General features: G+C 61.3%; 16 protein-coding genes and 1 tRNA gene. 12 read left to right on the plus strand and 5 right to left on the minus strand.

The window, feature by feature from the left end:
- Positions 1–2 precede the first annotated feature (2 nt).
- The 3 genes from OKB87_RS18005 to OKB87_RS18015 all read right to left on the minus strand — a co-directional run bounded on the left by OKB87_RS18005 (position 3) and on the right by OKB87_RS18015 (position 6,262).
- Positions 3–3,065 (minus strand): efflux RND transporter permease subunit, encoded by a 3,063-nt coding sequence (locus OKB87_RS18005; protein WP_270828196.1) that lies wholly within the window; start codon positions 3,063–3,065, stop codon positions 3–5.
- Positions 3,066–3,235: 170 nt separating this feature from the next.
- The gene (locus tag OKB87_RS18010) at positions 3,236–5,560 is read right to left on the minus strand and encodes an acyl-CoA dehydrogenase (protein ID WP_270828197.1); all 2,325 of its coding nucleotides are present in this window, start codon (positions 5,558–5,560) and stop codon (positions 3,236–3,238) included.
- A 48-nt stretch (positions 5,561–5,608) separates the two neighbouring features.
- Positions 5,609–6,262 carry a TetR/AcrR family transcriptional regulator gene (locus OKB87_RS18015; protein WP_011705252.1) on the minus strand — a complete coding sequence of 218 codons (654 nt, stop codon included), beginning with the start codon at positions 6,260–6,262 and terminating at the stop codon, positions 5,609–5,611.
- A 486-nt stretch (positions 6,263–6,748) separates the two neighbouring features.
- On the opposite strand from OKB87_RS18015, the gene OKB87_RS18020 reads away from it, so the two are divergent.
- Positions 6,749–7,489 carry a phosphatase gene (locus tag OKB87_RS18020; protein WP_270828198.1) on the plus strand — a complete coding sequence of 247 codons (741 nt, stop codon included), beginning with the start codon at positions 6,749–6,751 and terminating at the stop codon, positions 7,487–7,489.
- An 85-nt stretch (positions 7,490–7,574) separates the two neighbouring features.
- A tRNA-Thr gene (locus OKB87_RS18025) sits at positions 7,575–7,650 on the plus strand.
- Between the two features lie 116 nt (positions 7,651–7,766).
- Here OKB87_RS18025 and OKB87_RS18030 read toward each other — a convergent pair.
- Both OKB87_RS18030 and fdhD read right to left on the minus strand, forming a co-directional pair.
- Positions 7,767–10,055, minus strand: coding sequence for an FdhF/YdeP family oxidoreductase (locus tag OKB87_RS18030; RefSeq protein ID WP_270828199.1), 2,289 nt, complete (start codon positions 10,053–10,055; stop codon positions 7,767–7,769).
- Entirely contained in the window at positions 10,042–10,848 is an 807-nt protein-coding gene (gene fdhD / locus OKB87_RS18035) for a formate dehydrogenase accessory sulfurtransferase FdhD (protein WP_270828200.1), read from the minus strand. The genes OKB87_RS18030 and fdhD overlap by 14 nt, the downstream gene beginning before the upstream one ends.
- 148 nt (positions 10,849–10,996) lie before the next feature.
- On the opposite strand from fdhD, the gene OKB87_RS18040 reads away from it, so the two are divergent.
- From OKB87_RS18040 to OKB87_RS18085, 10 genes are all read left to right on the plus strand, one after another.
- Positions 10,997–11,911 (plus strand): LysR family transcriptional regulator, encoded by a 915-nt coding sequence (locus tag OKB87_RS18040; RefSeq protein WP_270828201.1) that lies wholly within the window; start codon positions 10,997–10,999, stop codon positions 11,909–11,911.
- A gap of 415 nt (positions 11,912–12,326) precedes the next feature.
- Positions 12,327–12,899, plus strand: coding sequence for a TetR/AcrR family transcriptional regulator (locus OKB87_RS18045; protein ID WP_270828202.1), 573 nt, complete (start codon positions 12,327–12,329; stop codon positions 12,897–12,899).
- 21 nt (positions 12,900–12,920) lie between these two features.
- Positions 12,921–13,730 (plus strand): winged helix-turn-helix domain-containing protein, encoded by an 810-nt coding sequence (locus OKB87_RS18050; protein WP_270828203.1) that lies wholly within the window; start codon positions 12,921–12,923, stop codon positions 13,728–13,730.
- A 101-nt stretch (positions 13,731–13,831) separates the two neighbouring features.
- The gene (locus OKB87_RS18055) at positions 13,832–14,245 is read left to right on the plus strand and encodes a FidL-like protein (RefSeq protein WP_235333247.1); all 414 of its coding nucleotides are present in this window, start codon (positions 13,832–13,834) and stop codon (positions 14,243–14,245) included.
- Between the two features lie 682 nt (positions 14,246–14,927).
- Positions 14,928–15,206, plus strand: a complete 279-nt coding sequence (locus OKB87_RS18060; protein ID WP_010634659.1) for a BMC domain-containing protein — start codon at positions 14,928–14,930, stop codon at positions 15,204–15,206.
- Between the two features lie 16 nt (positions 15,207–15,222).
- The gene (locus OKB87_RS18065) at positions 15,223–15,507 is read left to right on the plus strand and encodes a BMC domain-containing protein (RefSeq protein ID WP_011705244.1); all 285 of its coding nucleotides are present in this window, start codon (positions 15,223–15,225) and stop codon (positions 15,505–15,507) included.
- An 11-nt stretch (positions 15,508–15,518) separates the two neighbouring features.
- Entirely contained in the window at positions 15,519–15,800 is a 282-nt protein-coding gene (locus tag OKB87_RS18070) for a BMC domain-containing protein (protein WP_017408466.1), read from the plus strand.
- Between the two features lie 53 nt (positions 15,801–15,853).
- Positions 15,854–17,440, plus strand: coding sequence for an acetaldehyde dehydrogenase (acetylating) (locus OKB87_RS18075; RefSeq protein WP_270828204.1), 1,587 nt, complete (start codon positions 15,854–15,856; stop codon positions 17,438–17,440).
- A 26-nt stretch (positions 17,441–17,466) separates the two neighbouring features.
- Entirely contained in the window at positions 17,467–17,724 is a 258-nt protein-coding gene (locus tag OKB87_RS18080; RefSeq protein ID WP_010634663.1) for a EutN/CcmL family microcompartment protein, read from the plus strand.
- A 15-nt stretch (positions 17,725–17,739) separates the two neighbouring features.
- Positions 17,740–18,894, plus strand: coding sequence for a 1-propanol dehydrogenase PduQ (locus OKB87_RS18085; RefSeq protein ID WP_270828205.1), 1,155 nt, complete (start codon positions 17,740–17,742; stop codon positions 18,892–18,894).
- The last annotated feature ends 7 nt before the right edge of the window (positions 18,895–18,901 follow it).

The following is an 18,901-nucleotide window of genomic DNA, read 5'->3' on the forward strand; positions in this document are numbered from 1 at the left end:
GCTCAGGCCCGCTGGCGCAGGGCGAGCGGTGATTCGACCCGCTCTCCCAGTCGCAGGAAGGCGGGCAACAGGATCAGGGTAAACAGGGTGCTGCAGCTCATGCCGCCGACAATGACGGTAGCCAGCCCCCGGTAGATTTCACTGCCCTCGCTCGGGCTCAGCATCAGCGGCAGCATGCCGAAGATGCTGGTGAGGCTGGTCATCGCGATGGGCCGCATCCGGCTTTGCAGGGCATCGGCCACCGCCAGCTGGCGGCTCATTCCCTCCCGCTCCGCGGTGCGGGTCTGATGCACCAGCAGGATGGCGTTGTTGACCACCAATCCCAGCAAAATGACGAAGCCGATGATGGTCAGCAGATCCATCGGCAGCGGCACCAGCAGGCCGCTCAGGTGCAGCGCCAGCACGCCGCCGACGGTGGCAAGCGGCAGGGTCAGCAGCACCAGCACGGCATCCTTGAGGGAGGCAAACACCCCCCACAACAGGATCAGCAGGATCATCACCGCAAACAGAAAGATGGCCCCCAGGTTGCCGAGTGCCTGCTGCAGGCTGTCGGCATTGCCGGAGACCCGCAGCTCGCCACCGGCGGGCAGCAGTGGCCGGATGGCGGCAAAGCTTTTGCTCTGCAGGGTATCGAGCACCTGCTCCATGCTCATCCCCGCCGGGGGCGAGATCTGCAGGCTGATGCTGCGCCGGCCGTCGGCCCGAAAGATGCTGGCCGGCCCCATGTCGTGCTCCACCCGCAGCAGCTCGCCGAGCGGCACGATGCGCCCGGACGGGGTCGCCAGCGGCACCGCCTTGAGCTCGTCCGGGTTGGCCGAGGTCTGCCCCATCAGCATGATGTCGAGCCGCTCCTCCCCGTCGAAATACTCGCCGACCCGCAGCCCGTCGCCGAAGGTCTGGATGATGGCGGGCATGGGCGTGCGATCCCAGCCCACCTCGGCGAGGCGCCTGTCCTGCGGCACCAGCCGCAGCTCGGGGGCGGTGAAATCGAGATCCGGCTGCGGCCTCACCTGGGCGCCCGGCAGATCCTGCTTGACGATGGCCATGGCGGCCCGCGCCGCCTGGTAGAGCCCGGCCAGATCGCCCCCCTGCAGCAGCAGGGAGATGCCGTTCTCGCTGTCAAAGCCGCCAAACAGCGACCCCTGACCGCCAAACACCTGGGTGTCGGGGATCCCCACCAGCAGCTGCTTCATCAACAGCTGCTCCAGCACCTTGATCTGCTCCTCCTCTTTCGGCCGCACCCCGATCTGGGCGCCGCCCGGATAGCGCAGGATGTAGTAATTCTTGAGGGCCGGCTCCCGCTCCCCCTTCATGTAGGGGGCGAGGCGGGCGATCAGGGTGTCGATCACCTCCTCGCGCTGGGCCTGCAGGTTGAAACCCGGGGTGAAGTTCATCCAGACATCCACCGCATCGCGCTTCACGTCCGGCAGATAGTCCATCTTCGGCAACAGGGCCCAGGTGGCCAGCGCCGGCAGGCTCATCATCAGGGTGATGACGGTCCAGCGCTGGCGGGAGGTGCCGGTCCAGCGGATCACCCGTCGGGTGGTGCCCTGCCACAGCCCCTCATAGGGATCGATCAGCCGCTCACGTCCCATCCAGCGCGCCGCCACCGCCGGCAGCACGGTGACCGCCACCAGCATGGAGACGGTCACCGCGCAGGCGATGGTCAGCGCCAGATCGGCAAACAGCTGACCCTCCACGTCGTTGAGCAGCAGCACCGGCAGGAAGATGGCGACCGTGGTCAGGGTGGAGGCCACCAGCGCGGTCCACACCCGGCTGGTGCCTTCCAGCGCAGCCTCCGCCTTGCTCAGATCCCCCCGCTCGTGGCGCCGGTAGATGCTCTCCAGCACCACGATGGCGGCATCGAGCACCATGCCCACCGCAAAGGCGATCCCCGCCAGCGAGATGACGTTGAGGGTCCGCCCCAGCACCTTGAGCAGGCAGAAGGTGAGCATGATGCTGATGGGAATGGCGATCGCAATCATCAGGGTCGCCTTGAGCTGGCGCAGAAAGACCCAGAGGATGGCGCAGGAGAGCAACACGCCGAGCCCCAGGTTGGCGGTCACCATGCCCACCGCCCGGTTGATGTAGAGGGAGGCGTCGAACGACTGCTCCATGTGCAGCCCGACCGGCTCCAACACCTCGCGGTTGAGCTCGCCCACCTTGAGCTTGATCGCCTCCAGCGCCGCCAGGGCGTTGGCACCGCTCTCCTTGAAGATCTGGGCCGCGATGGCGGTGTTGCCGTTCTGGATGCGCAGCACCGGGTTCTCCTCCCGAGCCAGCCGCACCTCGGCCACGTCCCTCAGGTAGATGGGCAGGCCGTCACGCCAGTCCACCACCTTGTCCCCCAGGGTCGCCACGTCGTAGCGGCCGGCAAAGCGCAGCTTGTACTCCCAGCGGCCAATGTCGAGGGTGCCGGCGGAGACGTCCCAGCCGGTGCTGGCCCGGCTGGCCAGTACCGGGATCTCCACCCCCAGCTCGGCGGCGCGGTAAGGGTCGAAACGGATCTGGATCTGGCGCTCATTGATCCCCTCGATGTCGACCGTCGACACCCCGGGGATGCGTTCCAGCTCCGGCTTGACCCGCGCCTCGATCAGCGCCTGGTGATCGTCGATCTGCCCCTTGGCACCGGGCAGCTGCTGGATGAAAAAGAAGGTGAGGGTGTCGTTGCTGCTGTAGTTGTTGACGTAGGGGCCGCCAATCTTGTCCGGCAGGCCGGAGACCCGGTTCAGGCGGGAGATGACGTCGAGCTGGGCCCGCTGCATGTCGGTGCCGAGGGCAAACTCCAGGTCGATTTCGGTGAAACCGGGGAAGCTGTTGCTGGTGAGGTTCTTGAGCCCCAGCACCCCCTGCATCTCCTGCTCGATGGGGTCGGTTATCTCCGACTCCATCTCCTGGGGTGAGGCCGAGCGCCAGTCCACCGAGATATTGAGGTGCGGGCGATCGATGTCGGGAAACAGCTGGATCGGCAGCCCCCGGATGCTGAGCAGGCCTAGCAGAAAAATCAGCACGATCGAAACCGCCACCCAGATGGGGCGTTCGATCGCCGTTTTGGCGAGATTCATTCACTCTTCCTGAGTTTGTTGTTGTTGGCCATTCCGCTGGCCTTGCTTCCTGCCCCAAGGGTGAGGGGCCATTGCATTAAACTGGAATTAATCGAGGTTGTAAATGCAGGGTTAACAAACAAAAAAACCGGCCATGATGGCCGGTTTCAGGTTCAGGAGTGAGTGCTCTCTCAGGCGGCGTGTACCACCTGATTTTGCTGGGATAACCCCTCCAGCTCGCCCGGGGCGAAGTTGTCCACCTGGATCGCCTCGTAGCGCAGGGCATCGGCGGCCAGCAGCTTGTCCGCCTCGTCCTTGCTCAGGATGGATTGAGACAGGGCAGCGGCAACCAGCTCCGGCAGCGCCAGTTTGCGAGGCAGTTTGCCCTCTTTCTGGGCCTGCACCAGCTTCTTCTCGTAGGGCTGCACCGAGACCATGGCCTGGAAGGCGCGCTCCATCAGACCGACCGGATCCGCCTCGTCTTTGCCGACGTAGCAAAGCGCGGTCAGACGGTCGCGGAATTCGCCCGGCTTCATCATGGCCAGACAGATGGCGTGGCAACGATCGTCGGCCGGCATCTGGTAACCGACACCAAATGGGAACACCACGCGCTTGAGCACGGCACCCACCACCTTGTTCGGGAAGTTCTGGAAGAAGCCCTCGAACGCCTTGCCAATCAGGTAGAGGTTGCGCTCCACCGCGTACTGCACGAACGGCAGATCGGAGACCATGCGGCCCTGATCCTCGTAGTGCTTGAGGGTGGCGGAGGCCAGGTAGAGGTGGCTCAGCACGTCACCCAGACGGGCGGAGATCATCTCCTTGCGCTTGAGATCGCCACCCAGCATCAGCATGGAGACGTCGGCGCACAGCGCCAGCCCTTTACTCATGCGAGAGAGCTGCTTGTAGTAGCGGGCAGTTTCGCCAGCCACCGGCGCGCTGTTGAACTGGCCCAGGGTCAGCCCCTGGAGCAGGGAACCGAAGAAGTTGCCGGCACCAAAGGCGATGTGCTTCAGCAGCAGGGCGTCAAACTTCTCAAGACCGCGCTCCACATCGGTGTCGGCCGCCGCTTCCAGCTCGGCAAACACGTACGGGTGGCAGCGGGTGGCACCCTGCCCGAAGATCATCAGGTTGCGGGTCAGGATGTTGGCCCCTTCCACCGTGATGGCCACCGGAATGCCCATGTAGGCGTAGCCGGTGTAGTTCTTGGGACCGAGTTGGATGGCACGACCGGCGTGGATATCCATGGAGTCATCCATGATCTGGCGCGCCATTTCGGTCATGTGGTACTTGGAGATCGCGGTGACGATGGCCGGTGCCTGACCCAAGTCCAGCGAACCTGCGGTCATGCGGCGGGCCCCCTCCAGCTGATAGGTGAGGCCGCCGATGCGAGCCAGCGCTTCCTGCACCCCTTCAAACTTGCCGATGGACATGCCGAACTGTTTGCGCACGTAGGAGTAAGCGCCCACGGTGCGGCTCGCCATGTGACCACAAGCGGTACCCAGGGCTGGCAGCGAGATGCCGCGCCCGGCGGAGAGGCACTCCACCAGCATGCGCCAGCCGCGACCGGCGTAATCCGGGCCGCCGATGATCCAGTCCAGCGGAATGAACACATCTTTACCGAAAGTCGGGCCGTTCAGGAACGCCAGACCCATGGGGTAGTGGCGATCGCCGACGCGCACGCCGGGGTGGCTGGTGGGGATGAGCGCGCAGGTGATGCCCAGCTCTTCCTTGTCACCCAGCAGTTTTTCCGGGTCATAGAGTTTGAACGCCAGCCCCAGCACGGTGGCACGGGGGGCCAGGGTAATGTAGCGCTTGTTCCAGTTGAGGCGAATACCCAGCACCTCTTCACCCTTGTGCATCCCCTTGCAGACGATCCCCTTGTCCGGGATGGCGCCGGCATCGGAGCCCGCTTCCGGCCCGGTCAGGGCGAAGCAGGGTACCTCTTTGCCATTGGCCAGCCCCGGCAGCCAGAAGTCCTTCTGGGCCTGGGTGCCGTAGTGCATCAGCAGCTCGCCCGGACCAAGGGAGTTCGGCACCATGACGGTGACCGCCACGCTCAGGCTCTTGGTGGCGATGCGGGTGACGATGGTGGAGTTGGCAATCGCCGAGAATTCACGGCCGCCGTAGGATTTCGGGATGATCAGGGAGAAGAAGCCTTCCTTCTTCAGATAGTCCCAGACCGGCTCCGGCAGGTCTTTGGTTTCGTTGACGATCTTGAAGTCGTCGACCATGGCGAGCAGGGTTTCGACCTGGTTGTCGATAAAGGCCTGCTCCTCGGCGGTCAGCTCGGCTTTACCGTAACCGTGCAGTTTTTTCCAGTCGGGGTTGCCGCGAAACAGCTCCCCATCCCACCAGACGGAGCCGGCTTCCATGGCCTCCCGCTCGGTGGCAGACAAGGGCGGCAGTATCTTCTTGAAGATGCCGAACACCGGGCGGGTGACCACCTTTTTACGGATGGAGGGCACGCCGAGCACGACGGCTATCGCCAGCACCAGCAGGATAAGCAATGTGATCATACTCAAGTTCCTTCTATTTCACTGTTTCCGTTGATTTATTGTTGGTTGTTACACGGCCAGGGAGAGCCTGGTCGACTCCACGGGCGCCCCGACACCGGACGCCAGATAAGGAATGACGTTGCGTACCAGCCCCTCCACATCGAGCTGCTGGCCGAAATCGGCCTGGGCGATGTCGCGCAGCGCATCGGCCGAGGCCATGGTGAACACGACGGTGCCCAGGGTGAAGTGCAGCCGCCAGAACAGATCCGCCGGCGACAAGGCCGGGTTGGCCTTCGAGATGGCCTGGGTGATCCTCTGCAAAATGGGGCCGTAGTGGGCAGTGATGAAGCGGCGCAAGTGGCCCTGGCTGTCGATGTAGCCGCGCCCCAGCAGCTGCATGAAGATGGCCGGGCCGTTGGTGCGCACCGCCACCAGCTTCATCAGCGGGTCGACGAAGCTCTCGAACACCTGCAGCAGGGTCAGCTGCTCCTGCGCCATCAGGGTATGCAGGCGTGCATCCAGCTCGGGCATGAACAGGCTCAGATAGCGATCGAGCACCGCCTGGATCAGCTCCTTCTTGGAGCCGAAGTGGTAGTTCACCGAGGCCAGATTGACATCGGCCTCGCTGGTGATCAGACGCAAAGAGGTATCGGCGAACCCCCGTTCGGCAAACAACACCTCGGCGGCATCGAGAATGCGGTTTTTGGTATCGATTTTACTCACAGGACACCTCACTTAAACGAATGTTTAAAAAGTACGTTTCACAACCTTTTGTGTCAAGAGAATGTGAACAGGTGTTAGTGAAATGTTTTTGTTGAAAATGGGGAACAAAGCGGGAACTTCACGGACGAATCGGACTCTATACCTATGCCACTGCAATTAAACATTAAGTCTCGCCCAACCTGCTCCATGCTAGTTGGGCATTTTTTTGCCCGGTAACCGCGCCGCGCACTGGCAAACAGGCAAACAGGCAAACAGGCAAAAAAAAAACCGTCGCAGGGCGCGACGGCGGGGAAAAGAGGTTGCACCATCCTGATCCAACCCATCGATGCGAGTTCAGGCTTTCATCGATGACGCCATCATGGCGGCCAAGCGTGTTCAAACTTTGTCAGCCAGACCCCAATTTGTGACAAAGTATGACAAGCCACGACATGGTCTCGACCCGCCGCCTTTGCTATGCTGGCGCCTTACGCCAGAGGGGAAGATAAGATGAAGTACACGGTCGATACCCACACCCACACCGTCGCCAGCACCCACGCCTACAGCACCATTCACGACTACCTGCCCATCGCCAAGGCAAAGGGGATCAAGCTGTTCGCCACCACGGATCATGGCCCCGACATGGCCGATGCCCCTCACTTCTGGCACTTCGTCAATCTGCACGTGTTGCCACGGGTGGTCGACGGGGTCGGCATCCTGCGCGGCATCGAAGCAAACATCAAGAACATCGATGGCGAGATCGACTTCCCCGAGCGCTACGAATCGCGGCTCGACATGATCATGGCAGGCTTTCACGAGCCGGTGTTCCCCCCCTGCGACCAGGCCACCCACACCCAGGCCATGATCAACGCCATCAAGAGCGGCCGGGTCGACATGATAAGCCACCCCGGCAATCCCGCCTTCCCCATCGACATCCAGGCCGTGGTCAAGGCGGCGGCAGAGTATAGGGTGGCGCTGGAGCTCAACAACTCCTCCTTCAGCCACTCCCGCCCGGGCAGTGAAGGCAACTGCCGCGCCATCGTCGAGGCGGCGCGGGACATGGGTGCCTACCTCACCTTCGGCTCCGACTCCCACGTGGCCTTCAGCCTCGGGGATTTCGAGCACTGCCACCGACTGGTCACCGAGGCCGGCTTCCCGGTAGAGCGGATCCTGGCGCGCTCCCCCCGTGCGTTGCTCGATTTTCTCGAAAGCCGTGGCCGGGCCCATATTCCGGAGTTCGCCGACCTCTGATATTGACCGTAACTACATGAGCTCACTCATAAAACTGAGTGCAGCTCATTGACTTGCCCCACTGTTTTCGGGAATCTAGTGGCAAGCCGGTATAGCTCAGTTGGTAGAGCAGCGCATTCGTAATGCGAAGGTCGGGGGTTCGACTCCTCTTACCGGCACCAATCACGCAAACAACAACGCCGCATATCTTATGCGGCGTTGTTGTTTATAGGATGTCCGGGCTCTGCTGCATTGGGCTGGCAGGCTTGAACCGGCTCAAGCCTGCAAACCTCCCAGTTCATAGCAGCAACAGATTGTCCTGCCGATTGGAAGTAGTCACCAGCACCGGGATGGACTTGGAGGTCGGGGTAAACGAGCCCGCCCCTATGCTGTCGATGGGCACCAGCGGGTTGGTTTCCGGATAGTAGGCCGCGATGTTGCCACGCGGGATCTCGTAGATCACCACCACAAAACCGGTCACGCTACGCTCGCGCCCGTCGTTGCAGATGGCCGCCATGTCGACCCGATCCCCTTCGGCAAAGCCAAGCTGGCGAGCATCCGCCTCGTTCATGAACACCACGTTGCGCTGGCCCTTGATGCCGCGATAGCGGTCATCCATGCCATAGATGGTGGTGTTGTATTGATCGTGAGAGCGCAGGCTCTGCAGCAGCAGTACCGGCTGATCCACCATCTGCTCGGCATGGCGGGTACACTCCGGCAACACCGATTGCGGCAGGGTGCTGGCACGAAACTCGGCACTGCCGCTGGCGGTATTCCAGGTCAGCAGCGCTGCGGAGTTATCGAGATGAAAACCGCACGGCTGCTGGATGCGGGCATTGAAATCGGCAAAACTGGCGATGGTCTGCTCGATGAGATCGCGGATGCGGCCATAGTCATCGCGCAGGGCCAGCCAGTCGACTCGCTCGCTGCCCACGGTGGCATGAGCCATCCGCGCCACAATATCAGTCTCGGAGAGGCAGAGCGGCGACACCGGCTCGGCCGCGCCGGTCGAGGCGTGCACCATGCTGAAGGTATCCTCCACCGTGATCTTCTGGTTGCCGCTGCGCTGGATATCGATCTCGGTGCGACCAAGACAGGGCAGGATCAACGCAGCCTTGCCCACCTGCAGATGGCTGCGGTTGAGCTTGGTGCTGATCTGCACGTTGAGCTCGGCCTTTTTCATCGCCCCGTAGGTGAAGTCGGTATCGGGCGCCGCTGCCGCTAGGTTGCCACCCAGGCAGATGAGCACCTTGCTCTTGCCCTCGTCCAGCGCCTTGAGCGCCTCGTAAACGTTGTGACCACGGGCCCGCGGCAGGCTTACCTGCAGGTGACGCTCAAGCCGGTCGATAAAAGCGGCGGTGGGCTTTTCGTTGATCCCCATGGTGCGGTTGCCCTGCACGTTGCTGTGACCCCGTACCGGACAGAGCCCCGCCCCCGGCTTGCCAATCTGGCCGCGCATCAGGTGCAGGTTGACGATTTCACGGATGGTATCGACCGAGTGCAGATGCTGGGTGACCCCCATGGCCCAGCAGCTGATGATGCGCTGGCTGGCGGCAAAGACCTTAGCTGCCTGCACGATATCGGCGCGAGTCAGGCCGGACTGCTGCTCGATCGCCGCCCAGTCGGTGGCACGCACCTGCGCCTCGTACTCGGTAAAGTGGCGGGTGTGGCGGGCGATAAAGTCGCGATCCACCGCCTCTGGCGCCTCTTCCAGGATGTACTTGGCCATGCCACGGATGGCGGCCATGTCACCCCCCAGTTTCGGCGTCAGGTACTGGTGGCTGATGGTGGTGGCCGCCGGGGTCAGCAGCTCGAGCGGGCTCTGTGGACTGGCGAAGCGCTCCAGCGCCACCTCTTTCAAGTTGTTGAAGCTGACGATCTTGCAGCCGCCGCGCGCCGCCTGGCGCAGGGCATTCATCATGCGCGGATGGTTGGTGCCCGGATTTTGGCCATAGACGAACACCGCATCGGCCTTGTCGAAGTCATCCAGCACCACAGTCCCCTTGCCGATACCGACCGACTGGATCAGCGCCACCCCGCTCGCCTCGTGGCACATGTTGGAGCAGTCGGGGAAGTTGTTGGTACCAAACAGGCGGCCAAACAGCTGATAAAGATAAGAAACCTCGTTGCTGGCACGCCCCGAGGTGTAGAACTCTACCTCGTCCGGGCTATTCAGCCCCTTGAGGGTGTCGGCAATCAGGGCGAAGGCATCGTCCCAGCTTGTTGGCTCGTAGTGATCGGTCACCGGGTTGTAGCGCATCGGCTCGGTCAGCCTCCCCTGATACTCGAGCCAGTAGTCGCTCTGGGTGGCCAGCTGGCGCACCGAGTGGGCGGCGAAAAACTCGGCCCCCACCGTCTTGCCGGTGGATTCCCAGGCCACCGCCTTGGCGCCGTTTTCACAGAACTGGAAGGTGCCGTGGTCGTTGTCACCCCAGGCGCAGCCCGGGCAGTCGAAGCCGTCGGTCTGGTTGACCCGCAACAGGTTCTTGATGTTCTGACGGGTCTTCTGGCTGCGCAGCACCTGCTTCATGGTGGATTGCAGGGACGAAAAACCGCCGGCTTTGGCGGGCTTTTCAATATGACTCATGGCACTCTCCGATGGGATCCGCCGGGCGATAGCTCGAATAGCTGACCGGGGCATCAAACTTGGGAATATGAACGACGTTGAGGTTGTATTTGAGGGCCAACCTGACCGCCAGCTGACTGGGCGATGCCAGACAGATGAGGTGACGGGCGCCGAAGCGGGCGGCTTTTTGCACCAGCTCGCTGCCACAGCGGCTGGTTACCACCAGGGTGTCGCACGCACTTTGCCGGCGCAGCAGCAGGCCGATCAGCTTGTCGAGGGCATTGTGGCGCCCGATATCTTCCCGGCAATGCAGGATCCGGCCCTCGGCATCCAGCGCCAGCGCCGCATGCAGGGCGCCATGCTGCTGACCCTTGAGCTGCCACTGGGCAATCTGCGCACGCAGCCCCGCCAGCAAGGCCCCATCCAGCGGCGGCGTCAGCGGCAATACCGGCAGTGCGGGCAGCGCCTGCTCCACCGCCGCCACGCCGCAGATGCCGCAACCGGTCGCCCCGGTCAGCCGGCGCTTGTGCTCGGTCAGAGCGGCCAGGGAGCGGTTGGCGATGGTGATGTCCAGCACCATCCCCTGCTCGGCCGGCCCAATCTGGATGTCGTGGACCTCGTGGTTGTGCCGGATAATCCCCTCCCCAAACAGAAAGCCGATGGCAAAGTCATCGAGATCGTCCGGGGTCACCATCATCACCGCATGGTTGATGCCATTGATGTTGATGGCGACGGCTACCTCCTCCACCAGATGATCCAGTGAAGGCGAGGCAGGCAAATTGACGGGGATGTCGACGGGCGCGTAGGCAGGCATGCAGGTTGGCCTAAAAATGCAAACTGCATTCAAGTTTAGAGAGGCGGCAGACGCAAAACCAATGAAATAAATCTATATGGTAATAGAGTTGTTCTATTGACGGCGTTTTTTCAATTGATTAATTTTTAGATTCATCCTCGCCTCTCGAATGATCATGAACATCAAGCAGCTGCACTATTTCCACGAACTGGCCAAACACCAGCATTTTGCCAGAGCAGCCAAGGCCTGCCACATCACCCAGCCGACCCTCTCAGCCAGCATCACGGCACTGGAGAAAAACCTCGGCACCGATCTGGTGGTGCGTACCAGCCAGTTCGTCGCCCTCACCGAAGCGGGCGAGCTGGTGCGCCAGTATGCCGAGCGGATGCTGCTGGAGCAGGAAGCGCTCAAGCAGGAGCTGGCGCTGTTTCATGGCGAGCTCTCCGGCACCCTGCGCATCGGCATCGTGCCCCAGTCCAATGTCGACATCATGCCGCTAATCGCCCGCTGCAAGCAGCGCTACCCCGACATCGTCATCCGTCTCTCGGTGCTCAGCAACGAAGCCCTGCTGTCACAGCTGGAGCTGCACCAGTGCGATATCGGGCTGGGGTTTGACGAGCCGCTCACCGGCGCCGCCAGACAGACCTTCCACCTCTACCCCCAGGGGCACAACCAGATGGCGGTGCTGATGAACCGCGACGAGGCGGATCAGCGCCTCCCCGGCGACGAGCTGACCCTGACCGCACTGCAGCAGCGGCCGCTGGTACTGCCCAGCCGCACCATGCAGTTTCGCAAGTATCTGGACCGCGCCGCCGAGCGGGCCAGCGTCCGGCTTGACGTGGTGCTGGAAACCGACTCCCTGTTTCACCTGGTGAGCGCCGTGCGCCACCGGCTGGGCTGGGCCATCGTCAGTGCCGGCCTCGCCCGCTCCGCCAGCAAGCTCTCGGATCTGGTCTGCCTGCCGCTGGCACCGCAACGCGATATCGGCCACACCGCCTTCATCACCCGCCAGCACAGCATCACCCCCGCCATGCGCGCCTTCCTCGAACTGGTGCAAGAGGCAGACGCCCCCCTAGAAAAATAAGGTGACGCCAACAAACACACTGCTCTTTTATATTTCTGCCATGGCCAAAGGTGGCAGAAATATATACCTTCCCGCTAAAAAACAACCGCTCATTGGTTAACAAGAAGAGATAAACACCCAGGAAAATGATTGCTGCAATGAGGTAAATAAATGACAACTTAATCCCTATCCAGACTCCTTGAAATAGTTATTTCTCATTGAAAGCGACTTTAAACAGGAGATAAGAAAGTCGTGATTAATTGACAAATAAGGTTCTCAAATAAATCCAATTTAAATATTTAAAGCGACTACTCCATCTTTATTTCAAGGTTATTTGTGAAGCACCACACAATAACGACTTTTCCTCCCGCCCCCCATTTCCTCATATTGATGGCGATCAAGAATGATCATACCGTCTGGTCGGTATGATTGGGCCATGAACATCGAAACCCAACATAGAAAAAAAGACCCTGTACGTCTTTATCGACAACTGCTGGAGTCGGCCGCCACCATCGCCGGCCGGGATGGTATCGCCGCCCTGTCCTTAAACGCCGTCGCCTATGAGGCCGGGGTGAGCAAGGGGGGCTTGCTGCACCACTTCCCCAACAAGCAGGCGCTGATCTTTGCCCTGTTTGCGCGTCTGCTGGCCATCATGGAAGAGGCCATCTCAGCGCTGATGGCGGCAGACAAGACCGCCTACGGCCGCTTTACCCGTGCTTACCTGCACTATCTCTCTGCTCCTGAATTGACGGATACCCAGGAGAGCCGTCAGCTGATGGTGCTCTCGCTGGCCATGCCGGATGAGCCAGTGCTGCGACAATGCTGGCGTGACTGGATGCTGGCGCATCTGGCACAAGGGGATGAGCTGGATAATGGCCATATCGGCACCCTGGTACGTTATGCCGCAGACGGCATCTGGCTATCGGAATTGACCGAAGGGCGCACCATGAGCACCGAGCACCGTCAGGCGCTGGTCAAGACCCTGCATACTATGACGCTCCCCACGTGAAGCTGATGGATTGAGGCCGAGATGCGCTACCACATCAATGCCCGCTTCATTTATGACGCGACCGATGGCTCCCTGACTCAGCGGGAAAGCGTTGAGCCGGACAGCCAATTATCCATCACCGCCAATGCGCTGTTTTATTTTTTCTTGCGAAATACCGGGATAGTCAGCCGCGAGGAAGTGCTTAAAAAAGTTTGGGACGATAACGGATTAACCTCATCAAACAGCAACCTCAACCAATACCTGAGCATATTGCGCAAGGCTTTTCGCCACTACGATATCGACAATATCATCATCACGGTGTCGCGCGGTTATTTGCAGCTCAATCCCGAGGTCATCATCGAGCCTATTGAAAATGCGCCAGCATCGTCCATTGAAATAGTACCTTCGCCCTCCACGGTCGCCGCCGCCGAGCCGGCATTCGACCCTGCCGAATGGCCACTTCCCCTCACCCCCCGTTCACGCGGCATCTGCTGGTACATCGCGGGGGGCTGCATGCTCGCATTTGCCCTCATGCTGCTGGCATTCGGTCTGTTGAATGGCCGTGAGCCACGCCCCGTCACCCTGACCGGGATCCCCAACAGCCAGTGCGAATTGCTGGCCAGCGACGAGATGCTGCGCTCGGTCAGCGCCACGACCTATGGTGAGCATTTCGAGCAGGTGCGCCAGCGTTTGAATATCAGCTGCAAACCCGGCGAGCGTTTTTTGTTTTTCTACGGGGACAGACTGGAAACCAACGGCCTGGGCCGGGTATTTCTGGCTCACTGCGCCATGCATGAAGACAACCCGTTCAGCTATTGCGACAACTATTTCTACTACTCCTGGAAGCCGTGATGAGACTTGCGCCGCGTCCCTTCTTTCTTTTGTCCTGCTCAGTATTCCTAGCTGCGGCAGTCTATGCCTGCTACCAGCTGCCCACCGAAAATGATGGCGTCATGAGCTGCGCCACCAAAGGCATCATGCGCTTTGAGGACATGAACAAAGAGAACGTCAACGGCAACATCCACTTCAATTTCGGCCGCCAAGGGAAAGGCTCCATGGTGGTTGAAGGCTATACCGATTCGGCCGCAGGCTGGCTCTACCTCCAGCGCTACGTCACGTTTACCTACAGTAGCAACCGGGTCTCCGCCACCGAGCGTCAGTACCGCATCAACAAATGGGAAGCGAGCGCCTCCTCCATCGATCAATCGCCGGATGTCATCTTCGACTACTTCATGCGCGAGATGTCCGACAGTCACGATGGGCTGTTTCTGAGCGCCCAGCGGCTCAATCAGCAGGCCATACTGCTGAGCTCCATCAACTCGCCGCTCTGGATCTGCACCCTCAAATCCGGCAGCGAACTGAACTAGTCCCGGCAATACGCCGGTGGTCCCGACCCAAGCGTCGATGACGCACACATATCGCCCGGCCCCCGCAACCTGACCCGCGCAAGCCCCTGATGACTCAGCCCTGATTCGGCCTGCCACCCCTTCCCCCGACTGCACATCCGTGCCGACAAGACGCCCCTTGCGCATCCACCAGGCTGGACCGGCACCTGCTACTTTTCCAGCCCGCCCCACGTACTCTCGCGCCGGCATCCACATGACTCGCGCCCCGCTCTCAATGCCACCTCTCCCATCTGACCCGCCCTCACCGCCTTTATCTATCCTCCCCGTCACACCCGGCTCACTTTTTACATTTAGCCTCGCCAGCAAAACATGAGCTCCGCCACAGTTAGCAGCCGGCCGAATTACCTCTCGGCCCCCATTACCCAACAACTCATTAACATCGACCAACGATCTTTTCCCGGGCCTGAATTCGGCCTTATGCAAGGCGAAAACAGCCTCGTGGTCGCAGCATAAATAGATAAATACGGCTTGTAAAAATCATAAATCCAGAACAACAAACTAAATATCTCAATTTTACAGATTCAAATTCCACAAATACCGCCAGTACCTATAGTGGCGATTGAACGCCGCAACCGTGGCTCAACGCCGTGACACGGGCGGAGTTCCTTAACCACACCACACAATCTGTTCTGAGGAGATCACCATGGGTGATGCATTGGGGCTTATCGAAACCAAGGGGCTGGTGGCCTGCATTGAAGCCGCGGATGCCATGTGCAAATCCGCCAACGTGGAGCTGATCAGCTATGAAAACATCGGCTCCGGCCTGGTCACCGTCATGGTGAAGGGGGATGTCGGCGCGGTGAAAGCGGCGGTGGATTCCGGCGTGGAGTCGGCACAACGCATCGGTGAAGTGGTGACCTCGCTGGTCATCGCCCGTCCGCACAACGACATCAACAAAATCGTCATTAAACACAAGGCTTGAGGCCGGGAGATCGCAAATGGGTGATGCATTGGGTTTGATTGAAACCAAGGGCCTGGTGGCCTGCATTGAAGCGGCGGATGCCATGTGCAAAGCCGCCAACGTCGAGCTGATCGGCTATGAGAACGTCGGCTCTGGCCTGGTCACCGCCATGGTGAAAGGCGACGTAGGAGCCGTGAAAGCCGCGGTGGACTCTGGCGTGGAATCCGCACAGCGCATCGGTGAAGTGGTGACCTCGCTGGTCATCGCCCGTCCGCACAACGACATCAGCAAGATTGTCGCCCACTACAAAATTGCCGAATAACGGGAGAGAACATGATGAAAGAAGCGCTTGGTCTGATTGAGACCAAAGGCCTGGTGGCCTGCATCGAAGCGGCAGATGCCATGTGCAAGGCCGCCAACGTCGAGCTGATCGGCTATGAGAACGTCGGCTCTGGCCTGGTCACCGCCATGGTGAAAGGCGACGTCGGCGCGGTCAATGCGGCGGTGGATTCCGGTGTGGAAGCGGCGAAACGCATTGGCGAAGTGGTCACCTCTCGCGTCATCGCACGCCCGCACAACGACATCGAAAAAATCGCGGCGCAGCACAAGGCATGACCTGAAAGGGCACGCCCCGCCCGCACTTTTTTAGTCTGATGAAGGATAGATTCATGATTGAACTCGATACCGATTTGCTCTCCCGCCAGAACGCGAGAGAACTGGTGCGCAACGCCAAACAGGCGCAGGTGATTATGGCCACCTTTTCGCAGCAGAAAATCGACGCCATCGTGAAAAACGTGGCCGAAGAAGCCGCGCGCCATGCCGAAACGCTGGCGAAAATGGCCGCAGAAGAGACCGGTTTTGGCAACTGGCAAGACAAGGTGCTGAAAAACCGGTTCGCTTCGCTGCACGTTTACGATGCCATCAAAGAGATGAAGACCGTCGGGATCATTCATGACGATCAGGCGAAAAAAGTGATGGACGTGGGCGTGCCGCTGGGCGTGATCTGCGCTCTGGTACCCTCCACCAACCCGACCTCCACCATCTTCTACAAAACCCTGATCGCCCTCAAGGCGGGCAATGCCATCATCTTCTCGCCGCACCCGGGCGCTCGCCAGTGCAGCTGGAAAGCCATCGAAATCGTCAAGCGCGCCGCCGAAGCCGCCGGTGCCCCGGCGGGCATCGTGGACGGCGTCACCCAGCTGACCCTGGAGGCCACCTCCGAGCTGATGCACAGCAAGGACGTGTCGCTGATCCTGGCAACCGGTGGCGAAGGCATGGTGCGCGCGGCCTATGCCTCCGGCACCCCGACCATCAGCGGCGGCCCGGGCAACGGCCCGGCCTTTATCGAGCGCAGCGCCGACATTCACCAGGCAGTGAAGGACATCATCACCAGCAAGACCTTCGACAACGGCGTGATCTGCGCCTCCGAACAGTCGATCATCGTCGAACGCTGCATCTACGACGAGGTTCATCGCGAGCTGGCGGCCCAGGGCGCCTACTTCATGAACGAAGACGAAGCCGCCAAGATGGCCGCCCTGCTGCTGCGCCCGAACGGCACCATCAACCCGAAAGTGGTGGGCAAGACGGCACTCCATCTCAGCCAGCTGGCCGGTTTCAGCGTCTCCCCCAGCACCCGCGTGCTGGTGGCCGAGCAGACCACCGTCTCCCACAGCAATCCCTACTCCCGTGAAAAGCTCTGCCCGGTGCTTGGCCTCTACGTGGAAGAGGAGTGGCGCGCCGCCTGTCATCGGGTGGTTGAGCTGCTGACCAACGAAGGGCTGGGCCACACCCTGGTGATCCATACCCGCAATCAGGACGTGATCCGCCAGTTCAGCCTGGAAAAACCGGTCAACCGGATCCTGATCAACACCCCCGCCGCCCTCGGCGGCATCGGTGCCACCACCAACCTCACGCCGGCACTGACCCTCGGCTGCGGCGCCGTCGGCGGCGGCTCCAGCTCCGACAACGTCGGCCCGATGAACCTGCTCAACATCCGCAAGGTGGGTTATGGCGTGCGCACCATTGAAGAGCTGCGCGCCCCCATCCAGCCGGTTGCAGTGCAGCCCGCCAGCGCCGCCCCGGCCGCGCCCCAGCCCTGCAGCATCCTCGATGATGCCCGCTTCAGTGCCTCGGCGCCGGCCTGCCACAGCGCCGACGACCGCTTTGCCGGCGCCAGCGCCGAGGTCGGCGGCGAGATCAGCGAGCAGAATGTGGAGCGGGTCATCCGTCAGGTGCTTGAGCGCCTTGGCAAGTAACCCATTGAGATAAGGCGATAAAAACCATGATTCTCGCAAAGGTAACCGGACATGTCGTCGCCACGCAGAAATGCGATGAGCTGCGTGGCAGCAACCTGCTGCTCATCACCCAGTTGGACGATCAGCAGCAACCGATGAAGGACCGCTCCTGGGTCGCCGTCGACAGCGTCGGCGCAGGCATGCACGACGTCGTACTGGCCGAGGAGTACCTCGCGCTCAACAGAGACCGCTACAAGGCCATGTCGGTGGTCGCCATTGTCGAGAAGGTGTTTCGGGACGCTTGAGGAGTGAATGACCCAATGAGTGAATTTTTGCTGAAACCCCGGATCCGCTTCGGTCAGGACGCCCTGTCCGCCCTGGCTGAAGTGCCCGCCCGCCAGGCGCTGCTGGTCACCGATCAGATGATGGTGAAAGTTGGCCTGGCCGACCGGGTGACGCAGATCCTGCGCCAGCGCGGCATCCCGTTCCAGTGCTGGGACGATGTAGTGGCCGATCCGGACATCACCACGGTCGTGCGCGGCATGAAGCTCATGGACAGCTGCTATCCGGATCTGGTGATAGCGCTCGGCGGCGGTTCGGTGATTGATGCAGCCAAAGCGGTCATGTTCGCCCTGGCGCAAACCCGCCCGAACCTGGGGCGCAAGCGCCCCTGCTTCGTGGCCATCCCGACCACCAGCGGCACCGGTTCGGAAGTGACCAGCTTCTCGGTGGTCAAGGCCCGCAGCGAGAAGCTGGTGCTGGTCGACCCGTCATTGCTGCCGGATATCGCCATTCTCGATCCCTCGCTGGTGGCATCGGTACCGCCCGCCATCACCGCCGACACCGGGATGGATGTGCTGTGCCATGCGCTGGAGGCCTATGTCTCCCGGGCGGCCAGCGACTTTTCCGACGCATTGGCGGAGAAGGTGGTGCAACAGGTCTTTCGCTACCTGCCCGCCTGCTGGCGCGACGGCCACGATCTGCTGGCGCGGGAGAAGATGCACAACGCCTCCTGCATGGCGGGCATGGCCTTCACCAACGCCTCGCTCGGCATCACCCACAGCCTGGCCCATGCCCTCGGCGGCGTGTTCCGCGTCCCGCACGGGCGTGCCAACGCGCTCCTGATGGCGCAGGTCGTGGCATGGAACGCCGACCACGACGGGCAGTGTGATACCCAGGCTGCCCACAAGTATGCCCGCCTGGCCCACCTGCTGGACCTGCCCGCCCAGACGCCGCGCGAGGGGGTCAACAGCCTGCTGGTGGCCATCCAGGCGCTCAAAGAGGAGATGAAGATGCCCGCCGGCATTGGCGATACCGGCCTCCTCGCAGCCGATTTCGACCAGCGGCTGGCGGAGATGGTCAGCCAGGCGCTGCGCGACAACTGCACCCCGACCAACCCGCGCGCACCGGATGCCCGGGCATTGACCGAACTCTATCGCAAGGCATGGTGCGGCACTCTCGCCGCCGGCCACTAAGAACAAG

The organism is Aeromonas sp. Y318-1 (genome assembly GCF_027706125.1).
GTDB lineage: Bacteria > Pseudomonadota > Gammaproteobacteria > Enterobacterales > Aeromonadaceae > Aeromonas > Aeromonas hydrophila.

Bases quoted from the DNA above. Each gene is read 5' to 3' on its own strand.
- fdhD (WP_270828200.1), bottom strand. From the start codon at position 10,848: ATGCCTGCCTACGCGCCCGTCGACATCCCCGTCAATTTGCCTGCCTCG.
- OKB87_RS18020 (WP_270828198.1), top strand. From the start codon at position 6,749: ATGAAGTACACGGTCGATACCCACACCCACACCGTCGCCAGCACCCAC.
- OKB87_RS18085 (WP_270828205.1), top strand. From the start codon at position 17,740: ATGAGTGAATTTTTGCTGAAACCCCGGATCCGCTTCGGTCAGGACGCC.
- OKB87_RS18070 (WP_017408466.1), top strand. From the start codon at position 15,519: ATGATGAAAGAAGCGCTTGGTCTGATTGAGACCAAAGGCCTGGTGGCC.
- OKB87_RS18060 (WP_010634659.1), top strand. From the start codon at position 14,928: ATGGGTGATGCATTGGGGCTTATCGAAACCAAGGGGCTGGTGGCCTGC.
- OKB87_RS18065 (WP_011705244.1), top strand. From the start codon at position 15,223: ATGGGTGATGCATTGGGTTTGATTGAAACCAAGGGCCTGGTGGCCTGC.
- OKB87_RS18045 (WP_270828202.1), top strand. From the start codon at position 12,327: ATGAACATCGAAACCCAACATAGAAAAAAAGACCCTGTACGTCTTTAT.
- OKB87_RS18050 (WP_270828203.1), top strand. From the start codon at position 12,921: ATGCGCTACCACATCAATGCCCGCTTCATTTATGACGCGACCGATGGC.
- OKB87_RS18005 (WP_270828196.1), bottom strand. From the start codon at position 3,065: ATGAATCTCGCCAAAACGGCGATCGAACGCCCCATCTGGGTGGCGGTT.
- OKB87_RS18055 (WP_235333247.1), top strand. From the start codon at position 13,832: ATGAGCTGCGCCACCAAAGGCATCATGCGCTTTGAGGACATGAACAAA.
- OKB87_RS18010 (WP_270828197.1), bottom strand. From the start codon at position 5,560: ATGATCACATTGCTTATCCTGCTGGTGCTGGCGATAGCCGTCGTGCTC.
- OKB87_RS18080 (WP_010634663.1), top strand. From the start codon at position 17,467: ATGATTCTCGCAAAGGTAACCGGACATGTCGTCGCCACGCAGAAATGC.
- OKB87_RS18040 (WP_270828201.1), top strand. From the start codon at position 10,997: ATGATCATGAACATCAAGCAGCTGCACTATTTCCACGAACTGGCCAAA.
- OKB87_RS18030 (WP_270828199.1), bottom strand. From the start codon at position 10,055: ATGAGTCATATTGAAAAGCCCGCCAAAGCCGGCGGTTTTTCGTCCCTG.
- OKB87_RS18075 (WP_270828204.1), top strand. From the start codon at position 15,854: ATGATTGAACTCGATACCGATTTGCTCTCCCGCCAGAACGCGAGAGAA.